This is a genomic window from Nostoc sp., from assembly GCF_036917535.1.
Lineage (GTDB): Bacteria > Cyanobacteriota > Cyanobacteriia > Cyanobacteriales > Nostocaceae > Nostoc.
Map to the genome: position 1 here is coordinate 1 of NZ_JBALDA010000057.1, position 22,336 is coordinate 22,336.

Genomic DNA, 22,336 nt, shown 5'->3' on the forward strand with positions numbered 1-22,336 from the left:
TTTTTAGTGTCGTTGAATTGCTATGGAAACTTGATGTCAAGTGCGATCGCATTTACTAATGGTGATAAAGTATCAGCGCTGTGTTTTTTTAGTGTTGTTGAATTGCTGTGGAAACTTGATGTCAAGTGCGATCGCATTTACTAATGGTGATAAAGTATTAGCACTGTGTTTTTTTAGTGTCGTTGAATTGCTGTGGAAACTTGATGTCAAGTGCGATCGCATTTATTAATGGTGATAAAGTATTAGCACTGTGTTTTTTAGTGTCGTTGAATTGCTATGGAAACTTGATGTCAAGTGCGATCGCATTTACTAATGGTGATAAAGTATCAGCGCTGTGTTTTTTTAGTGTTGTTGAATTGCTGTGGAAACTTGATGTCAAGTGCGATCGCATTTACTAATGGTGATAAAGTATTAGCACTGTGTTTTTTTAGTGTCGTTGAATTGCTGTGGAAACTTGATGTCAAGTGCGATCGCATTTACTAATGGTGATAAAGTATTAGCACTGTGTTTTTTTAGTGTCGTTGAACTGCTGTGGAAACTTGATCTCAAGTGCGATCACATTTATTAATGGTGATAAAGTATTAGGGCTGTGTTTTTTTGGTGTCGTTGAACTGCTGTGGAAACTTGATGTCAAGTGCGATCGCATTTACTAATGGTGTTATTAATTTTGAATTTTGAATTTTGAATTTTGAATTCCCCGAAGGGGTTGACTCTCCAGCAACTTTACTCTCGCAGGTTGGCAACAGAATAGCTAGAATTTCAGATATAAATATACGACAAAATATTGCGGGGTGTACTGAAATATTAGCAGGCTTAAAGTTCAATAAGACTTTGATTCGCCAATTTTTAAGGGAGGATATCATGAAAGAATCAGTAATTTACCAAGATATTCTGGAACAAGGAAATAAACAAGGAGAACAACGTCTAATTATACGTATGCTAAATCGACGGTTTCGTGAAATTAATCCATTGTTAATTGAACGAGTTAAAGGATTATCGATTGAACAGCTAGAAACTTTAGGAGAAGCGTTGTTAGATTTTTTAGAAATTGCTGAACTCGAAGCTTGGTTAAACCAACAATAAGTATAAATAATTGCTTGAATAATTCAACTATCGCTAAGTTGGGAATAGTATATGTATTATATGTAGTAACGTGTCAAGGCTAAAATAGTGCATTAGCTTGACTCTTGTGGGATGGGCGTCTCGCCCGTCCGGTGCGGGCTATAAACCCACACCACCAGAAAAATTTATTGCAACATTTTAGTCTGGTCACGCCACTACCACTAAGTCGGGGATAGTACCTCCGGCTTTTTTTATGCTTTTTTAGTAACTCATATAACCCATATACGAAGTCATATAAAAATAGCATTTACGCAAATATCAACTCATATATCAACCTGACAAAATTGAAATATAGGTAAGGAAAGAAAACTTTCTTAACTACAACTAAACCTAGTTGGCTTCAATTTATGTCTACCATTTACATCACCGAACAGGACATATCATTCCAAATTCAACACCATTATTTAAAGGTGTTTCATCAACAAAATCAACGTATCTGTCTTCCCATTCGTAATCTCAGTCAGTTCATTATCTTTGGTAATATAAGTTTACCAAAACAAGTCATTCAAATCGTTCATTCACATCAGATTCCCGTCTTGTATCTAACCCAAACTGGTGAATATTTAGGACGGCTAGAAAATCCATCTCAACTACAAGCAAAATATCTTACCTATCAACGTAGACGCGCACGCGATACTGAATTTAACCGTGCTACAGCAGAAAGTATTATCTGGGCAAAATTGCACAATCAGCATACTTTTCTGCAAAGTTGGACTTGCGACCACGCTAATCACACAACTCAACGTGCATTAAATTACCTGACGCTGTTGATGGACAACTTACCAATAGCACCAGGAATTGACGAACTGCAAGAATACAGCGAGGAAGCTGATAAGATTTATTACTGCGCCGTTGCTTCTCTACTGAGCTTATACAACAAATGTCCGCGTACAACTGCAAAGCGCATTAGCGGACTCATAAACTTGGGAAATCAACTGCTGCATCAATATATTTACACACTGCTGAACACCGCAGGACTTGACCCCGACTATGCAATTTTACACCGCAATAGTAATTACGAACTGCCCTTAGCATGGGACTTTACCGCAGAATTTCGCGCACCTATTGTCGATGACTTGGTATTAAATTTTGTCCGCAATTTGACTAACACCAATGGGAATGGTAACAGGAAAAGCCAGTCACGCAATATTTTGCAAAAGTTTCTCCAATATTGGGAAGCAAAACTGCGAACTTTTATACTGCATCCTTACGCTGGAGAAGTAAGTTATCGTCAATGTCTCGATTTACAGGTACGGGAATATCTTGCATCTTTACTGGGAGATGTAGAATTTTACCGTCCCCTAGCGTTAAAGTTTCGTCCAGCACATTCAGACTTCACCAATACCATTGAACCGCAAACTGTTCCTCTAAAATTGGTGAAACGATGATGTTTTATTTAGTTTGCTACGACATCGTGAGCGATACCCGTCGCAATAAAGTGGCGAAACTTCTGGAAGCTTACGGTTTGCGGGTGCAAAAGTCGGTTTTCGAGTGCGTGTTGGATGAAAAGCAGTACCAAAGCTTATCCAAATACCTCTTCCGACTCGTTAACAAACGCGAAGACCAAGTTAGATTCTACCCCATGTCTGCACACAATCGTTGCAAGGTCGCAGTATTGGGAACGCAACCTGAGTTTGTAGTAGACGACACTGTGTTTATAGTTTAGCTCACGCAGCCCCTAACCAAGTATTATCCACACAAATTATCACTAAATGAACGCTTGGAAAAAAGCACGCGCTCCACCTGTGCAAATGTCTCTGCGCTTTCGGTCAAGTTTGGACATTCGGAAACTTTTGAATGCACATTCAAGCTGTCAAATTCCGTTTGATTTTCGCTGCAAAAGCCCAAAAACAACTTGATTCATTATCCCCAAAAGACCGCAAGCAATACGATAAAGCTTTTGAATTTTTCGCTAATAATGGGGCTACATATCGCAGCTTAAGAACCCATCGATATCGTTGCAAAGATAGCGAACTCTGGAGTTCTTCTGCATCAATGGCGAAACGCTTTTACTGGCGTTATATGGAGGATATGACCATCATCATTACCCATTTAGATTCGCACTAATTCAGGAGTCAGAATTCAGGAATCAGGAGTCAGAAGAACATTTGATTAATGAATATACAGCAGATTGCAAGTAAGTGAAGCAGTGCGGTCTTGGGGGTTTCCCCCATGAGCGACTGCTGTTAGCGCAGCGTTAGCGACGCAGGAGCGTCACCCGCAGGGTGAGGTACAAAATCCAGGACTGATTTATCAGATATAAAGAGTTTCTACCTCTTCCCTCCTGCCTCCTACCTCAAAACCCGTAACTTTGTACTTCATGCAAATGAAAACTGCTGTATCAATCATCCTAGACTCCTGATCAATTCTGACTTTTGATAATTCCTTTAAATTGCTGTTTCTTTTACCTTTTGTTTTTTAACCTTTAACTTGCTTATCATGTCTAATATTCGTCGAATCACCACACGCGAACGACATCTGATTTTACTCTATAGCTATTGGGAATTTAGCATGACACCAACACAATTTTATGCTAAATGGGCTGTAAGTTATGAACTAATTGCCTTAATATGTTCCCGTTCAGATTCAACAGTTCGAGGCTGGTTTAGAAATGGTTCTAATCGACGCTATCCCACGCATAATGATTTACTTCATCTGGCTTTGATGGATTTTTTTCTCGAGCATTTCGAGGAGATTCCTGAACAGGTTTTGGATTGGTTGCACCTTAACCATCTTGAATCATAGTCGAGAAAACTCACAATTTAAGTAATTTGTCAATAGCATCTTGCTCTGTCTTAGCAAATACTCATAGCCTACGGTAATAATAGTCATTTCAAAGCTGAATTTTTTGGGTATTTTACAGCATTTGTAAGGTGGTTATTATGACCTATTTTCAGCAACTGCATCCGTGGTGCATTATTCGCGTTTTATCTAACGAACAAGTCTCGGATAATGCTGGCGTAAATTATGGTGTTCAACAATCTAATGTTATTGCACGGTTTCGCCACCGTGATGATGCAGTTGCTTACTTACAAGTGTTGCAACACCATTCAATCAAAAATATCAATTTCTTGATTATTTTTGATATCAAGGAGTGCGAAATTTTTCCGATAATGAAGCTTTGAGTTGATTGATTTTATCTAAACATCTGCGTCTTTGTTGATATCAGTTATCCTGATTCTTGCTAAAAATTATATTATCCCAAGTTCTTTTCTCAGGACAGTTGAGGGTAATTGTGATCAAGCAAGACTTGGTTAGCTGGTATGACAATAACATTATTCATCCCCAGCGATCGCTCAAACAGTTTGCTGGGGATTTTTATTTATGTCTCTGATTTAACTTACTCACAGCTTTATCCCCTCCTGGGGATGAAAACAAGATAAAATGTAGAAACTAACTGTGGCTCAAATGACACTATGCCTCGACGCTCTCCAAAAAAGCCAAATATCCCTCCATCTTTGCTTACATGGCCGCCGGACACAGAGTTAATCGGCTTGGAATTTGAGTTAGTCCCTGCAAAAGATTGTGACCTCTTCCCTCAGTACACTATTGGACTACACGCCTGGTTTCTCCAACAAGTGTGTTCTACAGACTCAGAACTTTCTGCTTACCTCCATGATGGAGAGTCAGAGAAACCGTTTACTATCTCAGCTTTAAATGGAGAAATTACCAGTAGCGGTAGACAAATACAACTATCTGCAAACACCTCCTATCGTTGGTATGTCACAGCTTTATCTAATCGAGTGCAACAATGGATGGCGCAATGGGTTGAAAATTTGCCAGAGGTGCTTGAATTAAAAAATGCCCCTTTGCAGATTCGTTCTGTCAAAATTGCCCATCCTCCTACGACTTATACCCAATTGCTAGAATATGAGCCTAGTGAGACTTTCGCCCTGAAATTTCTCAGTCCTACAAGTTTTCGCCGCAAAGGCCATCACTTCCCCCTACCAGTACCAGTGAATGTATTTCATAGCTACCTGCGACGCTGGAATGACTTTTCAGGGATGTCTATTGACCAGGATGCTTTTTTGGCTTGGATAGATGATTATATATTGATTACTCGTTGCCAACTAGCAACCGCGAAGGTATTGGCGGGGAAGAAAGGCGCAGTCACAGGATTCACTGGGGCGATTGAGTTTACTTTAGCTAAAGATGCAGCCAAACAGCCAGAATTTGGGCAGTTATTTTCTGCTTTAGGAAAACTTGCACCTTACTGCGGTACTGGTCACAAAACTACCTTTGGCTTAGGACAAACACGTTTAGGTTGGTCATCTCAAGTTGTTCAAGATATACCTGATGTGCAAAGTGTCTTGGCGAAACGCATTGAAGATTTAACAGAGATATTTAAAGCACAACGCAAGCGGACAGGTGGCGATCGGGCAGATGAAATAGCCGCAAAATGGGCGACAATCTTAGCACGGCGGGAAATGGGTGAGTCATTGCAAGTGGTGGCAGAAGATTTAGAGATGCCTTATGAAACGGTGAAGACTTATGTCAAGTTGGCACGACGCGCTTTGCAGAGTGAGGAGTAGTTTGGTATACTCTTGTATAAGAAATCGGAACCTTGAAAAATCAATATTGCGTTTCATAATGAAAGTTAAAGTGTTGATTTTTACCCTACACACGCAAGTTTTTCGCGGGGGTATGCCAATGCTTGAAACCCTTATTTTTTCGTTGACCCCCGCTAATCGCTTACTGGGTAAGAGTTTGAGATACCTATAACTCTGTCTAATTGTCAATAAACTATGCTTATTGACAAGTAAATTAGACCCCCTGCGAAAATGGCTATCTCTAACCCTCTCTAGATAAGGCTTCTAGAAGGGTAGGGTTTTCAAATCATTACCCCTCACGGGGATGGAAACATTGGAAGCTATATATGCACAGAAGTTACATGAGTTCCAGTTTTCAAATCATTACCCCTCACGGGGATGGAAACATAAAGTTACCAATCCGTGACAGGCAAGACTTTCTTTAATTGTTTTCAAATCATTACCCCTCACGGGGATGGAAACTAATCACGCATCAGTTGAATGCGCGATTCAAATGAAACTTGTTTTCAAATCATTACCCCTCACGGGGATGGAAACCTCCAGGTTGACACACGTCATTAGGAGCAGCAGGAGGAGTGTGTTTTCAAATCATTACCCCTCACGGGGATGGAAACCTCAACCACTGCAAAGATTCTAAAAACTTTCAAAAGTTTTGTTTTCAAATCATTACCCCTCACGGGGATGGGAAGTAGTTATTTGATTTGATTAAAGTTGGATTTGTAAAGTGATGCGATCGCGCATGATTAAATGAATAAATAATCGCTGCAAACAAAGTATCTATGGATTGGCTACCCTCAATTGATTTATCTCTCCTTTGGGATTTGATTATTGCCCAAACCCCAACTCCCACCCCTACATCTTCACCGATAGCAACTCCAGTTAAAAACCTCAATGATATTGAATTACTCAAAAGCCAGCTAGAATTTCTCAAAGCAACAAATGGTCAACTAGGTGAAAGCTTTAACAGATTTGTTGGGGCTATGCAATTTACCTTAGTGGTATTTACCTTTTTTAGTACTGTTTTCGGTGGATTTTTAGTCTACTTGATTGGTAAAAATTTAGATGATGCTAAAAAAGTTGCCAGTCAAACGATTCAACAAGAAATTGATAACCATATCGCTGGGTTGGTAAAAAAGGAAGTTAGAAATGTTAGGCGGACTTTACTTCGCGAACGGGTTATTAATTCGACTACTGTAGATTATTACCTACCATCACAAAATGGAGAACCAAATGAGTATAAATTGCTGGTAGCCAGGGAATTTAAAAATGTAAATTTTTGGAATAAAACAACGATTTCACAGAGATTTTTAGCTGATGTATGTGTTTTAGATTTAGAGAACTCTATCGATGCTGCGGGTAAAAAGTTTTCTGAATTGCCACCAGATAAACGAGAAGAAACTGCCAAGCGAATTATTGATGAATTTATACAGATTTTGCCGCAAACAGCGACTTTAGTAATCTACGTCGCTCCACCAGCACTCAAAGCGATTAATAATGTCACATTTAAAGGTAGGTACTATGCACCTGCAAATACAGCAATTACTTTAGTGGGTATGGTTGCTGATGCTGCTTATGTAGCACATGGACAGAATACTTAGAGGTAAATTATAATTCCTGAAATCATAAATACAGCAACTTATTTAGATGGTTTTTTAGGATAGCGTTCCCAAGGTTTAGGAGGTTCTACAGCTTTTGAAACTTCTGTTTTAGGAGATTTTATCGGCTTGGGAGAATCTAATATTTTAGGAGGTTGTAAAGCTTGTGAATCTTCTGCTTTCTTCGGTTCTATCAGTTTGGGAGTTGCAGGTTTAGAAGGTTTTGACAATTGAGGAGGTTCTAATATTTTTATGTCTTTTGTTTTGAGAGGTTTTGTCTCCTTAGGAGTCTCTACTACTTTAGGAGTTTTTCTTACTACTGATTCTGTTGGTATATCATTATTATCTACTGTTTTATAATAACGCATTAAGCGTTGCGACCAGCCCAATATTTGTATAATTACTAAGGGCTTTTTCTCATAAACCCTGAGGTATTGATTACAAATTTCATTAATACTTTCATAGTAACTAGTAGTTTTTTTGCTATGCCCAATTGTTTGACCATGTTCAGCTAATTGTTCAATATATGTAAAAAATCTTGAAGGTTTTCTTTCTTTTTTATCAATATTTAGATTTTGTTTTATTTTCGAGTCAAGATAAGTAATTAATTTACTTAGCTCGGTGCTAATACCTTCTTTCCCTGGTTCAATACGCTGTTGTTCTTTGACTAAAAACTTAGCAATTTTATGAGCTATTTGCAAATGCTCATCAGCTATAAAATAAGTAATATTATTGTTCATGTTTTTTCATTAATAACTCTCGTGAGGTATACGATTAGTAATGGGATTGAGAATTTCTAATAGTTTTTTTAATTGAGCCTTTTCAATTAATGCTTCATGCGCTTGTTGAATTTTATTTTGAATAAAAATATTGAGCGATTCATCAGTTAAAACTTGATTGGATGGTAGAGTCCAAGACGTATAGCGATTGTATAAATCAGCTTGATTTTGAATGATTTCAGCTTCAGTGATGTCTACGCTCATGCTTCCCATCCCAATCGGCTTACCTGCACCAACTTTTAAGACTAGAGGATAGTTTTTATCTTGTCCTAAAGCAATCAGTAAAGCTCCTAATTCTTCTGGCTTGAGATTTTTAAAATTTAATTGAGTGCTAAATTCATCATTTCTAAATGCTACTTGGATAGGAATACCATTATCTAAACCTTTGTCGATGGAATTTTTCATATTGTAATAAAATTTCCAACCTACGGTTTTTTTATCATCATAATATGCCGGATTTTCATCTGGTCTTGGTCGCCAAAGGTTAGGCATAAAATCAACTTCAAAACCTCTCACTTCACAATGAGCATCCTGAATTGTTATCAACCCTTGCCATCCCCATTTTTCACCAGATGCACCAAAAACTATACTAGCAGGACAAAGTTGGTTTTTATCGGTAGCTGGTAAACGTTCTTCTGGGTATTCATTAGGTTTTTTCGGCTTGACTCCTACACGACTATTAGTAATTGCCTCATAAACTGAACGGATACAACCTTTTAAAGAACTACCTTGAATTAATAGTTCTTTGTCATTCCCTTGAACCATTGTTTTTATTAAAGGAATATGTTCTCGATTAATATCGCTTCCCATAAGTACTACACCAGTTGAAATGTGCAGCGTTGTCTGAACTTTTAGGGTAAGAAATAAAGTGCCGTGTAAATGATCGGGTAAATATTTATCGTGTCCAGGAGGACTGTTTGAAGCTGGTGCTTTTTCAAGAAAATAGACAAAATCGTATGGTCTAGGACCACGTTCTTGATTTGAACCACCAAAATTTTGAGAACGGGAGGAATTATTAGGCATGATGATTTTTAATCGTTAGCGCAACAAAATGTACAGTGGCAGTATTTTGATCGCGAAAATATCTTTGAGCAATATTTTTTATATCTTCAGAATTTAAACTTTTAGGAAAGCGGGTTTCTTTAGGTGAATGCAATAATGCATTTTGCTCTAAAATTTCCCAATTACCTTTAATGGGACGAAAATTATATTGCTCATCTTGAGGCTGAAAAATGGGTGCTTCATCTTGAGAACTGAGAAGTAACACCTCATATTTTCCTTGCTTTTGCTTCCAACGTAGTTCCAATATTGAATTAAATAGCTGTCCTTCTGGACTGGGGAAAGTTTCGGGTTGTTTGGGAGTGGAATTATTAACAGGATTGGGTTGCAGATTGGTAGGATTTTGTTGTAGGCGATCGCGTATATCAGCTTCCAAGCTAAAATATTCACAATCTTCCGAACCTAGTCGCCAAAACCCTCCCACCCGATGCGCCCAGCGTAAAAAGTAATAACTGGGTGGAGTCGAGAGTCTTTCAAGTAATTTAATTAATTCATCCGCAGATAGTGGTTGCTGATTTACCCCTACGAAGCACATACCGCACCTCCTGTTTGCAGCAACTTACTCCAAGCAGCAACAGCTTTGGTAAATAAATCTGGGACACCATTTTTACCATCACCTTCCCAACATAGTTGTACGCCAAAGTTAAAATCCATTGCTGTTAGCAAAATATCTTTTACTTCTTGTTTTTCTTGGTCGTTAGTTGGGAAATTATAAGGATTGGCGTTATCACCTCGTAAAAACTCCCCAGCCCCTAAAAGATGAATCTTATCCCACGGCGTTGAACTGCCAAATGGGTAAACTTGGTTGTCGCGCAATATGCAACCTGGGTATTGTACAACAGCGCTGTTATACTCTAAGCGGACTATGCCTAAACCCCGTGATTTAGCAAACCCAATCCCAAACCAACCTGCATCTAAGTCACGCAACACCAAGGCAATTAATCCTAACTGCGCTAAAGAAAAGTTTTTCAAGTGGATTTTGGTCTTAAACGCACCACTGGTGCAGACTTGATAATCAAAAGGCCCGTGTGCTACTGAACCAAATACCCTATCGATCGCTACACCATTACGTTCTTCGATTTTGAGTGCTACTGAAGTATCAGGATAGGCATCTTCAATACGCAGACGGCTAGCGATCGCAATATTGCCAAATATCTGGTCAGTAAATGATGATTCTTTGTAAATTCTCGGTGCGGGTAATTTCTTTTTTACTCCTTGTTCAGCTTGAGGATTTTCATATAAATAATCATATTTATCAGTATCCAATGGATTGTTCGCCCAAATAAGTTTCGAGTCAGATGGTTTTTCATATTCAGGATGACCTACCGTTCTCACAATACGTTCAGCATGAGCACGGATAGCACCTTTAAGGGAACTACCAGGCAAATAAATTGTGGGTTTACCATTATGGAAAGTTTCAACAAATTCCATTTGGGGTTTAGTAGGGTCTGCACCTTCCCGACCAGATTTAATCAAAATAGGGCCATCTGGAACAATTGTCAGGTCAAGTGTGCAGTGGTTAACAAATTGCTTATGCATGATTTTGATGGGAAGAAGTGGCTGTAGTGTTGGTGCGTTTATGCAGTTCACTAGAAAGGTGATTGATAAAAGTGTCTGCCCAAGCTTTTTTTAAAGGTTGGGCATCAATATAAGGAGAAGTTGGATTGGAGTTACTATCAATCAAAGCTTTGAGATAATTTTTTACCTTCTCTGGGTCTGTTTGTGGTTTGTAATTTTTATCTTGTTTGTAATTTTCATCCCGGACATCGACCCAGTTCATCTTTTCAATTATGAGCTTGACAACTCCTAATCCACGAGAACGTCCGCCACCAAGGGGAATTTGCTCGGTTTGAAATTGATGCAACCCAATCATCAACATACCTAATTCCCATTCTTCAGCATTTTCAATAACTGCATGAAAGATAAATGGAGTTCCGGCTGGTACAACTTGAAAATCATAAAGCTTGCCATCACCAGCGGTTTCAGTATCTCTATCAATGGCAACACCATCGCGTTCTTGATACTGTCCAAACCAGTTTTCTTCTGGTTCACTTACTGTCAAATCACGAATTTGGAATTTGCTTGCTAACCAAGGCGAACCAAATAGTGAAGAAACTAAATCAGTGTTGTTGATAATATATTCGTGTAATTTAGCTTCCTTTTCTTGTGGATTTAAATTTTTAATACCCTCTTTAACATTAGCCATTTCATCTGGAGTAATTGACCATTCCAATTCTTGGGCTGGGTTAGCAGCAAAATCAAGATGAATTCCGCGCAAAAAACTTTCCAGTCGGGAACGTAACGCACCTTTTAAACTCGAACCTGGGATTAATGGTCTACCTAAAGCATCTTTGATGACGGGTAAATCGGAACCAATTGGTTCTGTGGAACGTCCAGCACTAATTCGTAATGCTGTCACAGTTTCGAGTGTTCCGATGATTTCTAGATGATTTTTAAAGATTTCAAACATAGTGTTTACCTGTTAAATTCTAAAAAATGTTAATTAATATTATTTATATTGATTATTATTTAGATTTAGATTTTTTGGTAGCTTTCAAATATTTGAGCCGACGTGAACCGTAACCAAGATAACGACGAGTTAAGTCAAGCCAAACAAATTTAATTTTTTCAGTATATTTCACCTTATTAACTATTTCTTCAGCTTTTTTATGAAGGAAATTATCAATATCACAAATAATTTTTTCAGCTAATGAATTGTCTCCTCCTCCCCACTTATTATCTCTGCCTAACTGGTAACGTAAAAAATTCTTAATAACTTCAGTACTCTCAGTCGTATCAGCAACGTGCATTAAATTACGGTATTGTGCTTCTTCTAAATTTTTACATGACTCTTGATTATCCAAAATTGTCTCAATCGCTTTTACTAAATCATCTTCAGCCTGACGAATTTCATTTTGAATTTTTAATTCTTTTTGCTGTAGTTCTTTTTGCTGTTTGAGCTCTTTTTGCTGCTCAGTCAAATTTATTGTCATACCGCCTCCTCACGAAATACTAAATGAAACTCGTTACAGATTTCTATTTGACCAAAACCTTCAGTTACACGTTCTCCGATTCCACGTAATTCTAAATCAAATAATTTTTCATACCATAATTTTGGAACGGTGGTACTAAATAAGTAAACTGACCCTTTATTAGTTACAAGTTCCACATCTTTCATCAATCCCCATGCACTATTCCAACCAGAACAGTAATCGTAACTACTGTATGCTGTGTGAAGTTCTAATGATTCATCTTCCACATTATCTACAAATTGTTTTAGCATGGCGGCTGAAATTACTGTGGTACGTTGCCAGTTATCTATTAAAATGGCATCAGATTGTAAGTCAATGGTAAAATAGGTGCGATTATCAAATTGGTTATTTTTAGGTTTCAAAAATGCATTTGACCAATGTAGCCAACGTTGTTTTAAACTTTGATTAAAAAGCTTGATTCTATCTTTAATATTATGATTGATTTTATTTTCTTTAACTGAAATTTCGACTTTACCTAAACCTCTTGATACCGAACCACCAAGTCGAAAACTTTTAGAATTTATTGAAATAAATTGCTTTAGTTTCTTGGCTAAAGATTCATGCGGAAGGATGATAAAACATCGATAAACACAGTTAATCCATTTATTAGATTTAGTGTCTATTTTTTGGGCTTCATTTAGCACTTCCAGACTGTATAAAATGTCTTCAGCAGCAGTGGCGCGGCGGCGATTGATACCAACTCTTGTTAATAGACGAGTGTTAACACTGTGGCTGAAATATTGATTGCCATGTTTGCTATACAAACAACTGTAAGCTTCTACTCGCGCATCCACCTTGTCCTCCAAAGCTTTGAGACTGCTGGGGTCGTAGGGATAGTGAAATTGTCCCGCACAAAATGAGTCAATTAATGTATCAAATACACCATGACCTGTGGAAGTAAATCCAGGATTAGCTTTGGAACTAACGGCTGTTGCTGGTAGAACCTTAATTGGGGTATTGTGTACTAATTTATAGCCTTGTTTGTCTTTGGCGATCGCTGGATAAGCATTTTGAAAAATTGCTGAATTATCATCTAAAAACAACTGCTGGAAGTCGTTGTCACTATCTGCCAGATTTTCTAATTCCATCCCGTAAGTTTGCAGTATTTGCTTGGCGATCGCACCACGCAGCACAGAACCTGGGATATATTGTTCAACTTCACTAATGGAACCCCCTGGTTTTTCTCTACCAATAGCCAGTGGCGAGAGGGCTGTAATTGTCATTTCAATCCGCTTTTTGGGTTGTGTCATGCTGCACCGCCGACTGAAACTTCATTATGATTTGCTAGATACTGCTTGGCATCCAAGCTCGACCATATTGTGTCATCAGAAGATAACGTCGGTAAATTCTCCCAATGCAACCATCCCAAACCTGTTGATTTACTGCCTCCTAAAGCATGGATGCGGCGTAAGGCGGCAAAAATTAACGGCTTTGCCAAGTCAGGACTGTGAGATTGAAAGCGAGGCTGTAGGTAAATGTTACCCGTAAATTCTAACTGGGCATTGGCGGGAGATGTTTCTAATAAATAGAGTTTATTTTCTTCAGCAGTGCGGCGACGGCGGTTGATGGTGACACCAGGACGAAGAACTTCTCGTAGTTCGTCGGCTGGTGTTGCACAGATAAAATCATCCACAATAATGCGGGATGGTAAGATTGGGTCGCCAAAGATTTGTGATACAACGCAGTGGTAGCCTTTATAGCCAAGAACTTGATATATTTCTCGAAATTGACTCCACACTTGGTCGTCGTTTGGACAAAGTTCTGTTGCGATTGGTGCGTAAAAAATTTGCCAGCCTAGCGCCCGTGCAAGTTTTTCACATTCGTGGCGTAGCCTACCTTTAATTTGAGAACCAGGAATCAGCAGTTGTCCTTGGGCATTGTGGACAATGGGTTTATCTGCAAGTGAGCCGGATGAGCCACCAGCACCAACGCATAGTGCAGTATCAATAATTGCAGTCGGTGTCCAGCATTCAGATGCTCTTTGGGGAGATGTATCAAGGTTGATCATTGTCTTAGTCCTTGTTCTTGCTGTTCCCCTTGGTTAGTTGGTGTTTGGTCATCTTCCACTAGAAATGGGTATAAATCTACCAAGTCGCGCCAAATAGTTTCATAGATGGTTTTTTCGATTTCTGCATCAGATTTTTTGGGCTTTTTAGACATCCACGGGGCAAGATTACCATGATTATTTTCATCTTTTGGCTGACACCAAGCCTCTTCAAAGTCAGTTTCAAGTTTGTCTCCTTGTTGCAGCCGTACTCGAAAGTAGCGATAGTTGAGAATGGCGGTATGCTTTCCTCGCTCTAACAAACTGCGGATTTGATACAGTTGCGATTTGGGGAATTTGGCTTTTTTGAGTGCCTGTACTGTGTCCAGTAACCCTCCCAGTTCATGAAGTGTGTAAGGTGCAGCATAGAATTTTAGATTACCTTTCGTTAATCCTTGTTCGCGGAAATCTTTAATATTTGATGCAATCATTGTTACGGCTTTTAATACTAAAAAGTCAACCGTTCCACCGTAGTAGTTATAGTCGCGTTTCAGGTCTTTGGCGAGTTTCTTCGATGATTTAAGCAGTTGGTTGGTGAGTTCCTCTGCGTAGTAAATGGGTGTATTTTCCGCAGTGATCAGGACACCTGCGGACATACTTAATTCACATTGGGATGTATACTCAGATGGATTTTCCCCTTGGTAGCGGTGGACTTTTTCGGGGTCGTAGGGTGTGTTAGCCATAAATCCTGGTGATTTTAATATTTCTCGTTCAAATTCTTCACCAATGGTTTTGGCAATATCTAAAGCTTTATCCGCAGGTACGATTAACAGCACATCATCGCCACCAATGGTAATAATTTCAAAGGGATAAATCCACTGTCCATTACGATAAGCGTTATCTGGGTCAGTGAGATGATTGAGTTGGCGGGGTTGAAGATGTTTTTTCAGGGCAATGTAAACAGAATTCTGCGTTGCATTTAAAACTTGTATGCTAAACTCGCGGTATTTTTCTGGTGTGCGGATGTGCTGGCGGAGGTAGCCGCCCATATTGTTGCCATCGGCGTAAATATAACCCACAAAGCCGCGAGGTGTGCTGACGTTACCAATTTCTCGCAAGGAAAAAGCTTCTGTAACTTTATAAGGTTTTAGTGTTTGATTTAATGCTTGATAATATTCCGGTTTGCTACCTGATTTTTTCAGAAATAGCTTAAACTTACTTACCCAACTGCGGACATTATCCGGTTGCCATAGTTCATAGTCTTGCGACAGTCGGCGGAATCCAAAGTTTTTGTTATACCATCCCTGTCTAAGTCGATCGCGTTTACTACGCTGCCCGACGATTACTTTTCGTGCTAGGGGATCTGAAAAACTAGGCGTTCTCGGTAAATTCGTTTCTGCCACGGCTGCTCGATTGTCAGTTTCATCTCGTTGCAGGTAGGGATGAGTTTCAAACATCGGCGGGTAGGAACGACTCGGACGTTCTGTTGGTGATGTATTTCCGTTACGGCGGTGGGTAAATTGGTTGGCAAGTTTTCCGACAAGTTCGTTAAAATTCTTGCGTTGCCAAAATTTCTTTTCTAGGTCAGATTCACTTGATTGGTCAAAATAAGCTTTAATGATGGGATTGGGATTAGGATTGCTCTGTTTTTTCTTGTATTCTTCAAGCCACAGCGTATTCTCAATTGGGTTTTGCAATAACCCGAAGCGGAATTCTAAAAGGCGGAAAGTGTCACCAACAGCACAGGAGTTAGCAGTCAGAGTTTCGTGAGTGTAGCGTTTTTCAATTGCATTGGCGAGTTTGTCTGTAAACGCGGCAGGGCAGAAAGCAAGAATACTTCCACCTGTTGAGTAGATAATAAGTTCAGGGATTAAGGCTTGTCTTAATTCGGCAAATTGGTTGTCATTAAGCCAGTCTCTCATTCGCTGCGATCGCTTGCCTTCTCCAAAAAAACCGGGAATATCATCAAGGTTAATGCGGTCAAGTAGTGCAGATGCACCGCGAATATCGTTGATTTTGGCAGCTTCAAATACGTATTGTTTGATTTTGGTAGCTCCACCGTATACCAGCCCAATGCGCGTATTCTCCTTCCAAAGGTCTTGATAATCTTTCTCTAAGTCTTTGAGTGTCTTGGGAGCATACTTTTCAGAAATATCATAGAGTCGTTTTGCTTTTGTAACAACAGATTTTATACTTTCCGGTACATCCTGCCTTTTTTGCAATTCCTGTTGTATTTGATACAACGTAGTGAGTTTGTCTTGAACGAGATTGTGCTTTTCGCCCCAAGCAAGACACCAGGCTAATGCAGTAATTGTGCGTGTGCGAGAATTGTTTATCATCGGCTTAAATCAAAGCAATGAGTGATTAGTCTCAACCTACTAATAGTCTTATTTTCTACTGAGATAGTTTGCTAAGAAGTAACTTTTTTATCTGTTAAGAAATTACACTACTATATACTGGGTGTCCAGTAAAAATAAAAAATTTCGTATTTTTCCCTAGTTAAGATTTACTGCTGTAACTTGGCAAAAGGTTTTTATTGAGTGAATAGCGAGCGCTCTCTTAGCACTGGTGATTCTGGGTTAGGGAAGCGATGTCTGCGACAAGACGAAGCGTCTACGCACTGATAAAATTGCTTATACTTGCTTGGGCAACAATTCTAGCCTGTCGGTAAATGGGCGAATCACTGGGAGCGATGCCTTCTCTTCGAGAGGCTTCGCCAACGGCGGGCTATACGCCTACGCTGATGATTTAAAGATGCTGCCGTTGACTGTTAAAACTTATGTAAAATTAGCTCGAAAAGCTTTCAAGCATCGCAAGAGTACGGTGTTACAGATTGAATTCTAGAAACTACCTCGACAATAATAGATACAAGTCTTATGATTAGATGATAATCAGCTTGATGTTTGGCAAGTCGAAGCGAGGGCTAAAACCCTGGGGGATCTGCCAAAATCGCCAGAACCTTGACAAGTAAATAATTACAGCGTTTCAATAATTCGGGAAGTTGCAAATTACTTGCAAGAAGAGCGGCTGAAAATGACCTTTTTTTTCGATCCGTCAAAAACCTTCCCAGGAAGCTTGCTCTGATTAAGTTTCAGATGGAGGAGTTTCCAAAGTCTATTACCCCGCAAGGGGACTGAAACGTTGACTTAGTTCTATTATGAACCATTATTAGAACTAGTTTCCAAAGTCTATTACCCCGCAAGGGGACTGAAACTTTCGTTCAGCGATCGCGGCATTGATAGCGCCACCAGTTTCCAAAGTCTATTACCCCGCAAGGGGACTGAAACATGAAGTTGGTTCTTTCTACTGTGATGAATGCGCTTATTCAGGTTTCCAAAGTCTATTACCCCGCAAGGGGACTGAAACACAAAGCTTTCAGAGCTAAAAAAAGAACATCGTCAGAAGTTTCCAAAGTCTATTACCCCGCAAGGGGACTGAAACTTGCTGTTGTTGTAGGAAAGTGCATACTGGTTTTTATTTCCAAAGCCTATTACCCCGCAAGGGGACTAAAACCTGGAAAAACGCGATCGCTCGAATGCATAACTAGCAACTTGGGTTACTAGTAGCTCTTAGCTTTACTTTATACACTTATTCGTTTAGATGTATTTTTTTGACTTAACCTTTCTATCCTCCTCTGACTCGAATTGATAGACATTTTTCTGATTTTGACGGTTTAAGTAAGTCAAAAAATAAATATATTAAATATTGCTTTCAAACTATTTTAATGTGATAATAACCATTAACTACGATAAATCTATCTTATTACCGTAGTTAATAGTCACAATTCAAAAATTCAGCTTGTTATTTATTTAAAAACAGTCAGTGATATGACTTCTAACTCATTTGTGGAAATAAAGTTAACTTACAATTAAGGTGAAATATGTCAATTCAAGATACAGTACCTAATTGGGAACAACTGTTAGAAATTGCCCAAAAAAATACTTCTGCTCGACGGGTGCGTAGACGAGGGCAATCTCCTTCTACTGCTCCCATACCTAGCAGTCTCCATAAACTGCCGCCAGATACAGAACCGCCAGTACTGCTCTACCGCGATACCAACTCTTGGTGTCCATTTTGTGAACGGGTTTGGTTTGCTCTCGAAGAAAAAGAAATTCCCTTTGCAACAGAGTTTATCGATTTGACTAACAAGCCTAAATGGTATACAGATTTAGTTCCCACAACCCTTGTGCCGGCGGCGAAAATTGAGGGCAAGTTAGTTTATGAATCCAAAGATATTCTGTTAGCCTTAGAAGAAAAATTTGGGCCAACCTTGCTTCCTGAAAACCCAGAGGAAAACGCCGTTGCTAGGCAGTGGCTTGAAGATGCTGAAACCAATGGTGTCAGAGATATCGCCTACAAATTTCTCAGACAAGCTCCTGAAGATCCTCATGAATTAGCAAGCTTACAAGCAGCTTTTGAGGGGAAATTAGACGAACTAGAGCAACTTCTCACAAAGTATTCTGGCCCCTACTTTTTGTCAACATTTAGCGTGGTAGATATTACCTATAGTCCCCATTTAGACAGATTAGCGGCTAACTTACCCGTTTATCGGGGATATCAACTCAAGGGAAATCCCCGGTATCCTCGGATCAACGCTTGGTTTGAAGCGCTCAAACAGCGTCCTGCTTATCATCGTGTCAAATCGGATGATATCACCAACAATTTACTTTTGCGTCGCCGATGGGGCGTGACACCAATCGGCAATCCTTTGTCTCTTGACCCGGCTATTAGCCAAGAAATCCAATTTCGGGCAGAAGCGGCTGAGAGGTTGACTGATAACCGAGAAGTTGCTTTAGGAGATATTCTGAAAAACTCCGGGGTGCAAGCATTAACGGTCAATGGCGACACAACAGCTGTTAAAGAAATGGTTGATTTTCACCTGAAATTGCTGGCTGACTATCTGATCAATGGCAATGGTGCAGCATTACCGTGGGGACGCGTGGGTGGTAAAGATAATGCCGATCCGACTGCGGCTGCGGTTGGTGCGATCACACTCGCCTATGTGAGAAATCGCATCTGTGCGCCACGGGATATGAGCGCTGGTGCTGCAACTGCATTCCGAGCAGCAGCAGATAAAGTGTTGGCATCTCTTTATTAGCGATCGCATTTCCAGATCATTAGGCATTTACTACAAAAAAATTTAGAGACGTAGCACTGCTACGTCTCTATAAAGGTTTTAGATGGAGATATCTTATCGATAATCTTGACTTTGAATACTCGCTAAACGAGCAGCATCACGAATATTGTAGTCAGCACGAGTAAAGCGATTTAGCTGCATTTCAAAGAAATCTCGATTGGCTTGTAAATGCTTGGGATTTTGGTCATCTAAAGGATATAAAAGTGCAGTTCGCAAGGCTTGAATTACCGCAGAAGTGACACAGTACATTGAACGTTGAAAACTAACTCCTAACTGAATCAACATATCTTCTTCACCCCGGCAATGTTGGTTGTAATAATCAACAAGATATGGAGGTAAAAAATGCAGCATATCTTGCATTAACAATGTCGGGGGAATGCCAGCAGTACCCACAGGAAATACATCAGCGTAAAGAATACCATAGTGAAAGTCTTTCTGGTCTGCCGGTACTTGACGGGCTTGAGCATTATAAGATTTTGTCCCTCGGAAAGGTGCAGTGCGGTAGAAAACTGCTTCGACGTATGGTAATGCAGCTTCATATAGCCACATGAAACCCTTAGATTTGGGGATAATTTCGTAGCATTCACCACGAATATAAACGTGATGGTAAATGGGACGACCTGCGATCGCAAATATACCATTAACTAAGAAGCTCATCGCCTCTGGGACACTGCTAATCGTACCTTCGTCATAGCGGTCTGACATTTCAAAGAATACCGGGGCCATGACTTCCCAGAATAAGCCCAGATTAGCGTAGTATGACATCTGGCGGCACTGTTCCAAAAACATATCGGGGAACAGCTTGTACATTCCCAGCATTACGGGGTTGCCTTGGAAGTAAGCTTTAATTGCCCGGTCAGCGTTGGCTTTGTATTCTGCTGAATCTAGGTAAGGGTCAAATTGCCCACCCATTCCTCTGTGCCACAACATCGCCCGCATACAAGCTTCTGCAAATTCCATGTTAATGCGATCGTGCAACAAGTGATGCAACAACTTTGGCATTTTAAAAGTTTCACCCTTGTCGATAAATGCCAAAAGTTCTGGATGTGCAGTAGCTTCGCCGCGCCAAATTCGTAAATCTGCATCATCGCCAGCATAATGATTATGGCGTTCTAAATACTCTTTGGGTAAGAAGTATTTAAAGAAAGGAAGCGGGTTTAAAAATTCGCGTTCGGCAATATAAAGTAGGTCACGCCAGTAAAAATCCATCGGTACAGCATAAGCTTTGTACAAACCGATGATTTGCATCAAATTTTCTGGAGTATCGGGTAACATTGCACCGCCTGCTTCTAAGCAGTGAATTACTTCAGCAAATTCGTGTTTGGAAGGAGGTAATTTAATCGCTGTTTTAATTGCTGTCATGGTAATCGTAAATGGGTAGAGACGCGATAAATCGCGTCTGGAGGATAGATTTTGAGACGCGATAAATCGCCGTCTGTACAAGAGTTTTGATTTATTTCCTATTTCACCGCTACTTCAGAGATTACGGTTTTTTCCAAGGAGGGAATTGCAGCCACCATTGTTGTAGTTGTGGATTCACTCCAACGTACTAACCAAGTGGGTTGTACTCCCAAAAAGATGATGAAAGCTGCCAAGATTAAAGCTGGTATTTTCTCAGACCAAAGGACTTTGGGATAGTAGGCGAAGTTATCCAGTCTGCCAAAACAGGTGCGGTTGAGGAGGATGACAAAATAAACTGCAGTTAATCCACTAGCGACTACACACAAAATAGTCGGGAGGGGAAAGATAGAAAAACTGCCTTGAAAGACGATAAATTCAGCGATGAATCCTGTTAAACCGGGAATACCTGCGCTAGCCATTCCACTTAAAACTAGTAAAGCGCTAATTAAAGGTAAACCGCGTATGGGACTCATTAAACCATTGAGTTTATCTAACTCGCGTGTACCGACTTTGGCTTCTACAACTCCCACCAAGTGGAAGAGAATCGCTAAAATAATGCCGTGGCTGAACATTTGGGCGACTGCGCCAACGAGTGCTAAGGGAGTACTAGCAGCACCAGCTAACAAGATATAGCCCATGTGACCAACGGAACTGTATGCTACCATGCGCTTGATATCTTTTTGAGCGATCGCAATTACCGCCCCATAGATAGCGCTGAGTGCTCCCCAAATTGCTAAAGTCGGTGCAATAATACTCCAAGCATGAGGAAACATACCCAACCCAAATCGCAGCAGTCCATAAGTTCCTAGCTTTGCTAACACGCCACCGAGAAGAATAGCAATTGGTGCTGAAGCCTCGACATAAGCATCGGGTAGCCAAGTATGGAAAGGAACTAAAGGAATTTTAATGCCAAAACCTAACACTATTCCTACTAGTAAAAGGATTTGCTTGGTTGTTGACAGGTTTTCTGTAGAGACTGCATCAAAAGCAAAATTACTCGAACCACTCAGCCACACCATACCCAAGAATGTTGCCAGAATTAATGCTCCCGAAACAGCAGTATAAATCAGGAATTTAATCCCAGCATAACCCCGTTTTGCCCCTCCCCAAATGGAAATTAGTAAGTAGAAGGGGATTAATTCTAGTTCGTAAAAGAGGAAGAATAGTAGCAAATTTTCTGCTAAGAAAGCACCTGCGACTCCTCCACTAACTAATAAAATCATGGAGTAAAACAGCCGGGGGCGTTCAGTTTCTTTACTACTGCTGTAAATAGCAATCCAGGTGAGCAGGCTATTTAACACCAACATCAGTATAGAAAGCCCATCAACACCTAATTGATAGTTCAAGCCAAGGGTTTCATTCCAGGGTAAATACTCTTGAAATTGCATTCCTGGATTGCTGATATCAAATTTTAGCAGGATAAACAGGTTCCATAAAAAAACTACCCCTGAAAAAATTAATGCTATTAAACGAATGCGATATGTAGGAATAGTTACAGGTAATACTGCTATAAAAATAGCGATAAAGATTGGCAGCCAAATCAAAACACTTAACATGGAAGTTTTGTCCTTTGTCCTTGGGTTAAGAGAATAGTAGATTTGGTTGAGCGATAGCGTAATCCAACAAAGTCTTAATAATGTTAGGTTCCGTTCCTCAACCCAATTTACGTCTTCGTCC

Annotated in this window: 22 protein-coding genes and 2 CRISPR repeat arrays; of the genes, 11 read left to right on the forward strand and 11 right to left on the reverse strand. The window is 39.8% G+C overall.

The annotated features are described in order from the left end of the window. The first annotated feature begins 203 nt into the window (after positions 1-203). The 9 genes from V7K56_RS18510 (at position 204) to V7K56_RS18550 (ending at position 7,270) form a co-directional block, all read left to right on the forward strand. A complete protein-coding gene (locus V7K56_RS18510; RefSeq protein WP_334912328.1) occupies positions 204-398 on the forward strand; it encodes a hypothetical protein in 195 nt (64 codons plus the stop codon). Between the two features lie 463 nt (positions 399-861). Continuing rightward, the gene (locus tag V7K56_RS18515; RefSeq protein WP_334912329.1) at positions 862-1,083 is read left to right on the forward strand and encodes a DUF4351 domain-containing protein; all 222 of its coding nucleotides are present in this window, start codon (positions 862-864) and stop codon (positions 1,081-1,083) included. Positions 1,084-1,469: 386 nt separating this feature from the next. Next, positions 1,470-2,510 carry a CRISPR-associated endonuclease Cas1 gene (cas1, locus tag V7K56_RS18520; protein ID WP_334912330.1) on the forward strand — a complete coding sequence of 347 codons (1,041 nt, stop codon included), beginning with the start codon at positions 1,470-1,472 and terminating at the stop codon, positions 2,508-2,510. Continuing rightward, positions 2,510-2,788 carry a CRISPR-associated endonuclease Cas2 gene (cas2, locus tag V7K56_RS18525; protein ID WP_334912501.1) on the forward strand — a complete coding sequence of 93 codons (279 nt, stop codon included), beginning with the start codon at positions 2,510-2,512 and terminating at the stop codon, positions 2,786-2,788. The genes cas1 and cas2 overlap by 1 nt, the downstream gene beginning before the upstream one ends. A 131-nt stretch (positions 2,789-2,919) precedes the next feature. Then, positions 2,920-3,189 (forward strand): hypothetical protein, encoded by a 270-nt coding sequence (locus V7K56_RS18530; protein WP_334912331.1) that lies wholly within the window; start codon positions 2,920-2,922, stop codon positions 3,187-3,189. A 372-nt stretch (positions 3,190-3,561) separates the two neighbouring features. Further along, positions 3,562-3,867: a hypothetical protein gene (locus V7K56_RS18535; RefSeq protein ID WP_334912332.1), complete on the forward strand. Its 306-nt coding sequence runs from the start codon at positions 3,562-3,564 to the stop codon at positions 3,865-3,867. Between the two features lie 137 nt (positions 3,868-4,004). After that, positions 4,005-4,247, forward strand: a complete 243-nt coding sequence (locus V7K56_RS18540; RefSeq protein ID WP_334912333.1) for a hypothetical protein — start codon at positions 4,005-4,007, stop codon at positions 4,245-4,247. 291 nt (positions 4,248-4,538) lie between these two features. Continuing rightward, a complete protein-coding gene (gene cas6, locus V7K56_RS18545; protein WP_334912334.1) occupies positions 4,539-5,654 on the forward strand; it encodes a CRISPR-associated endoribonuclease Cas6 in 1,116 nt (371 codons plus the stop codon). Between the two features lie 295 nt (positions 5,655-5,949). After that, a CRISPR array of direct repeats spans positions 5,950-6,361; the repeat unit is 35 nt; unit sequence GTTTTCAAATCATTACCCCTCACGGGGATGGAAAC. A gap of 90 nt (positions 6,362-6,451) precedes the next feature. Beyond that, positions 6,452-7,270: a hypothetical protein gene (locus V7K56_RS18550; protein WP_334912335.1), complete on the forward strand. Its 819-nt coding sequence runs from the start codon at positions 6,452-6,454 to the stop codon at positions 7,268-7,270. Positions 7,271-7,308: 38 nt separating this feature from the next. On the opposite strand, the gene V7K56_RS18555 is transcribed toward V7K56_RS18550, so the two are convergent. Genes V7K56_RS18555 through cas10 form a run of 9 tightly spaced genes read right to left on the reverse strand, consistent with a single transcriptional unit; the run spans position 7,309 to position 16,460 of the window. Then, positions 7,309-8,007: a hypothetical protein gene (locus V7K56_RS18555; RefSeq protein ID WP_334912336.1), complete on the reverse strand. Its 699-nt coding sequence runs from the start codon at positions 8,005-8,007 to the stop codon at positions 7,309-7,311. Positions 8,008-8,016: 9 nt separating this feature from the next. Beyond that, on the reverse strand, positions 8,017-9,069 hold the full coding sequence (locus V7K56_RS18560) for an RAMP superfamily CRISPR-associated protein (protein WP_334912337.1): 1,053 nt from the start codon (positions 9,067-9,069) through the stop codon (positions 8,017-8,019). Continuing rightward, complete coding sequence (locus V7K56_RS18565; protein ID WP_334912338.1) at positions 9,062-9,640, reverse strand: hypothetical protein; 579 nt, start codon at positions 9,638-9,640, stop codon at positions 9,062-9,064. The genes V7K56_RS18560 and V7K56_RS18565 overlap by 8 nt, the downstream gene beginning before the upstream one ends. Further along, positions 9,628-10,644 (reverse strand): RAMP superfamily CRISPR-associated protein, encoded by a 1,017-nt coding sequence (locus V7K56_RS18570; RefSeq protein ID WP_334912339.1) that lies wholly within the window; start codon positions 10,642-10,644, stop codon positions 9,628-9,630. The genes V7K56_RS18565 and V7K56_RS18570 overlap by 13 nt, the downstream gene beginning before the upstream one ends. Beyond that, positions 10,637-11,575 (reverse strand): type III CRISPR-associated RAMP protein Csx7, encoded by a 939-nt coding sequence (gene csx7, locus V7K56_RS18575; protein ID WP_334912340.1) that lies wholly within the window; start codon positions 11,573-11,575, stop codon positions 10,637-10,639. Before csx7 ends, V7K56_RS18570 begins: the two co-directional genes overlap by 8 nt. Before the next feature lie 55 nt (positions 11,576-11,630). Then, positions 11,631-12,098, reverse strand: a complete 468-nt coding sequence (locus V7K56_RS18580; RefSeq protein WP_334912341.1) for a hypothetical protein — start codon at positions 12,096-12,098, stop codon at positions 11,631-11,633. Beyond that, positions 12,095-13,387, reverse strand: a complete 1,293-nt coding sequence (gene csx10 / locus V7K56_RS18585) for a type III-D CRISPR-associated RAMP protein Csx10 (RefSeq protein WP_334912342.1) — start codon at positions 13,385-13,387, stop codon at positions 12,095-12,097. The genes V7K56_RS18580 and csx10 overlap by 4 nt, the downstream gene beginning before the upstream one ends. Continuing rightward, a complete protein-coding gene (locus V7K56_RS18590; protein ID WP_334912343.1) occupies positions 13,384-14,145 on the reverse strand; it encodes an RAMP superfamily CRISPR-associated protein in 762 nt (253 codons plus the stop codon). The genes csx10 and V7K56_RS18590 overlap by 4 nt, the downstream gene beginning before the upstream one ends. After that, positions 14,142-16,460 carry a type III-B CRISPR-associated protein Cas10/Cmr2 gene (gene cas10 / locus V7K56_RS18595; protein WP_334912344.1) on the reverse strand — a complete coding sequence of 773 codons (2,319 nt, stop codon included), beginning with the start codon at positions 16,458-16,460 and terminating at the stop codon, positions 14,142-14,144. The genes V7K56_RS18590 and cas10 overlap by 4 nt, the downstream gene beginning before the upstream one ends. Positions 16,461-16,764: 304 nt before the next feature. Here cas10 and V7K56_RS18600 point away from each other — a divergent pair, with 304 nt between their 5' ends. Both V7K56_RS18600 and V7K56_RS18605 read left to right on the forward strand, forming a co-directional pair. Then, positions 16,765-16,965: a hypothetical protein gene (locus V7K56_RS18600; protein WP_334912345.1), complete on the forward strand. Its 201-nt coding sequence runs from the start codon at positions 16,765-16,767 to the stop codon at positions 16,963-16,965. Between the two features lie 258 nt (positions 16,966-17,223). Continuing rightward, positions 17,224-17,634: direct repeats of the CRISPR family, unit length 38 nt; unit sequence AGTTTCCAAAGTCTATTACCCCGCAAGGGGACTGAAAC. 367 nt (positions 17,635-18,001) lie between these two features. After that, positions 18,002-19,219, forward strand: a complete 1,218-nt coding sequence (locus tag V7K56_RS18605; RefSeq protein WP_334912346.1) for a glutathione S-transferase family protein — start codon at positions 18,002-18,004, stop codon at positions 19,217-19,219. 93 nt (positions 19,220-19,312) lie between these two features. Here the strand turns inward: V7K56_RS18605 and V7K56_RS18610 are convergent, their stop codons facing one another. Further along, entirely contained in the window at positions 19,313-20,620 is a 1,308-nt protein-coding gene (locus V7K56_RS18610; RefSeq protein WP_334912347.1) for a CO2 hydration protein, read from the reverse strand. A 98-nt stretch (positions 20,621-20,718) separates the two neighbouring features. Then, the gene (locus V7K56_RS18615; protein WP_334912348.1) at positions 20,719-22,215 is read right to left on the reverse strand and encodes an NADH-quinone oxidoreductase subunit M; all 1,497 of its coding nucleotides are present in this window, start codon (positions 22,213-22,215) and stop codon (positions 20,719-20,721) included. Between the last annotated feature and the right edge of the window lie 121 nt (positions 22,216-22,336).

Excerpts from the sequence above, each read along its gene's own strand:
- V7K56_RS18510 (WP_334912328.1), top strand. The coding sequence starts at position 204 with ATGTCAAGTGCGATCGCATTTATTAATGGTGATAAAGTATTAGCACTG.
- V7K56_RS18515 (WP_334912329.1), top strand. The coding sequence starts at position 862 with ATGAAAGAATCAGTAATTTACCAAGATATTCTGGAACAAGGAAATAAA.
- cas1 (WP_334912330.1), top strand. The coding sequence starts at position 1,470 with ATGTCTACCATTTACATCACCGAACAGGACATATCATTCCAAATTCAA.
- cas2 (WP_334912501.1), top strand. The coding sequence starts at position 2,510 with ATGTTTTATTTAGTTTGCTACGACATCGTGAGCGATACCCGTCGCAAT.
- V7K56_RS18530 (WP_334912331.1), top strand. The coding sequence starts at position 2,920 with ATGCACATTCAAGCTGTCAAATTCCGTTTGATTTTCGCTGCAAAAGCC.
- V7K56_RS18535 (WP_334912332.1), top strand. The coding sequence starts at position 3,562 with ATGTCTAATATTCGTCGAATCACCACACGCGAACGACATCTGATTTTA.
- V7K56_RS18540 (WP_334912333.1), top strand. The coding sequence starts at position 4,005 with ATGACCTATTTTCAGCAACTGCATCCGTGGTGCATTATTCGCGTTTTA.
- cas6 (WP_334912334.1), top strand. The coding sequence starts at position 4,539 with ATGCCTCGACGCTCTCCAAAAAAGCCAAATATCCCTCCATCTTTGCTT.
- V7K56_RS18550 (WP_334912335.1), top strand. The coding sequence starts at position 6,452 with ATGGATTGGCTACCCTCAATTGATTTATCTCTCCTTTGGGATTTGATT.
- V7K56_RS18555 (WP_334912336.1), bottom strand. The coding sequence starts at position 8,007 with ATGAACAATAATATTACTTATTTTATAGCTGATGAGCATTTGCAAATA.
- V7K56_RS18560 (WP_334912337.1), bottom strand. The coding sequence starts at position 9,069 with ATGCCTAATAATTCCTCCCGTTCTCAAAATTTTGGTGGTTCAAATCAA.
- V7K56_RS18565 (WP_334912338.1), bottom strand. The coding sequence starts at position 9,640 with ATGTGCTTCGTAGGGGTAAATCAGCAACCACTATCTGCGGATGAATTA.
- V7K56_RS18570 (WP_334912339.1), bottom strand. The coding sequence starts at position 10,644 with ATGCATAAGCAATTTGTTAACCACTGCACACTTGACCTGACAATTGTT.
- csx7 (WP_334912340.1), bottom strand. The coding sequence starts at position 11,575 with ATGTTTGAAATCTTTAAAAATCATCTAGAAATCATCGGAACACTCGAA.
- V7K56_RS18580 (WP_334912341.1), bottom strand. The coding sequence starts at position 12,098 with ATGACAATAAATTTGACTGAGCAGCAAAAAGAGCTCAAACAGCAAAAA.
- csx10 (WP_334912342.1), bottom strand. The coding sequence starts at position 13,387 with ATGACACAACCCAAAAAGCGGATTGAAATGACAATTACAGCCCTCTCG.
- V7K56_RS18590 (WP_334912343.1), bottom strand. The coding sequence starts at position 14,145 with ATGATCAACCTTGATACATCTCCCCAAAGAGCATCTGAATGCTGGACA.
- cas10 (WP_334912344.1), bottom strand. The coding sequence starts at position 16,460 with ATGATAAACAATTCTCGCACACGCACAATTACTGCATTAGCCTGGTGT.
- V7K56_RS18605 (WP_334912346.1), top strand. The coding sequence starts at position 18,002 with ATGTCAATTCAAGATACAGTACCTAATTGGGAACAACTGTTAGAAATT.
- V7K56_RS18610 (WP_334912347.1), bottom strand. The coding sequence starts at position 20,620 with ATGACAGCAATTAAAACAGCGATTAAATTACCTCCTTCCAAACACGAA.
- V7K56_RS18615 (WP_334912348.1), bottom strand. The coding sequence starts at position 22,215 with ATGTTAAGTGTTTTGATTTGGCTGCCAATCTTTATCGCTATTTTTATA.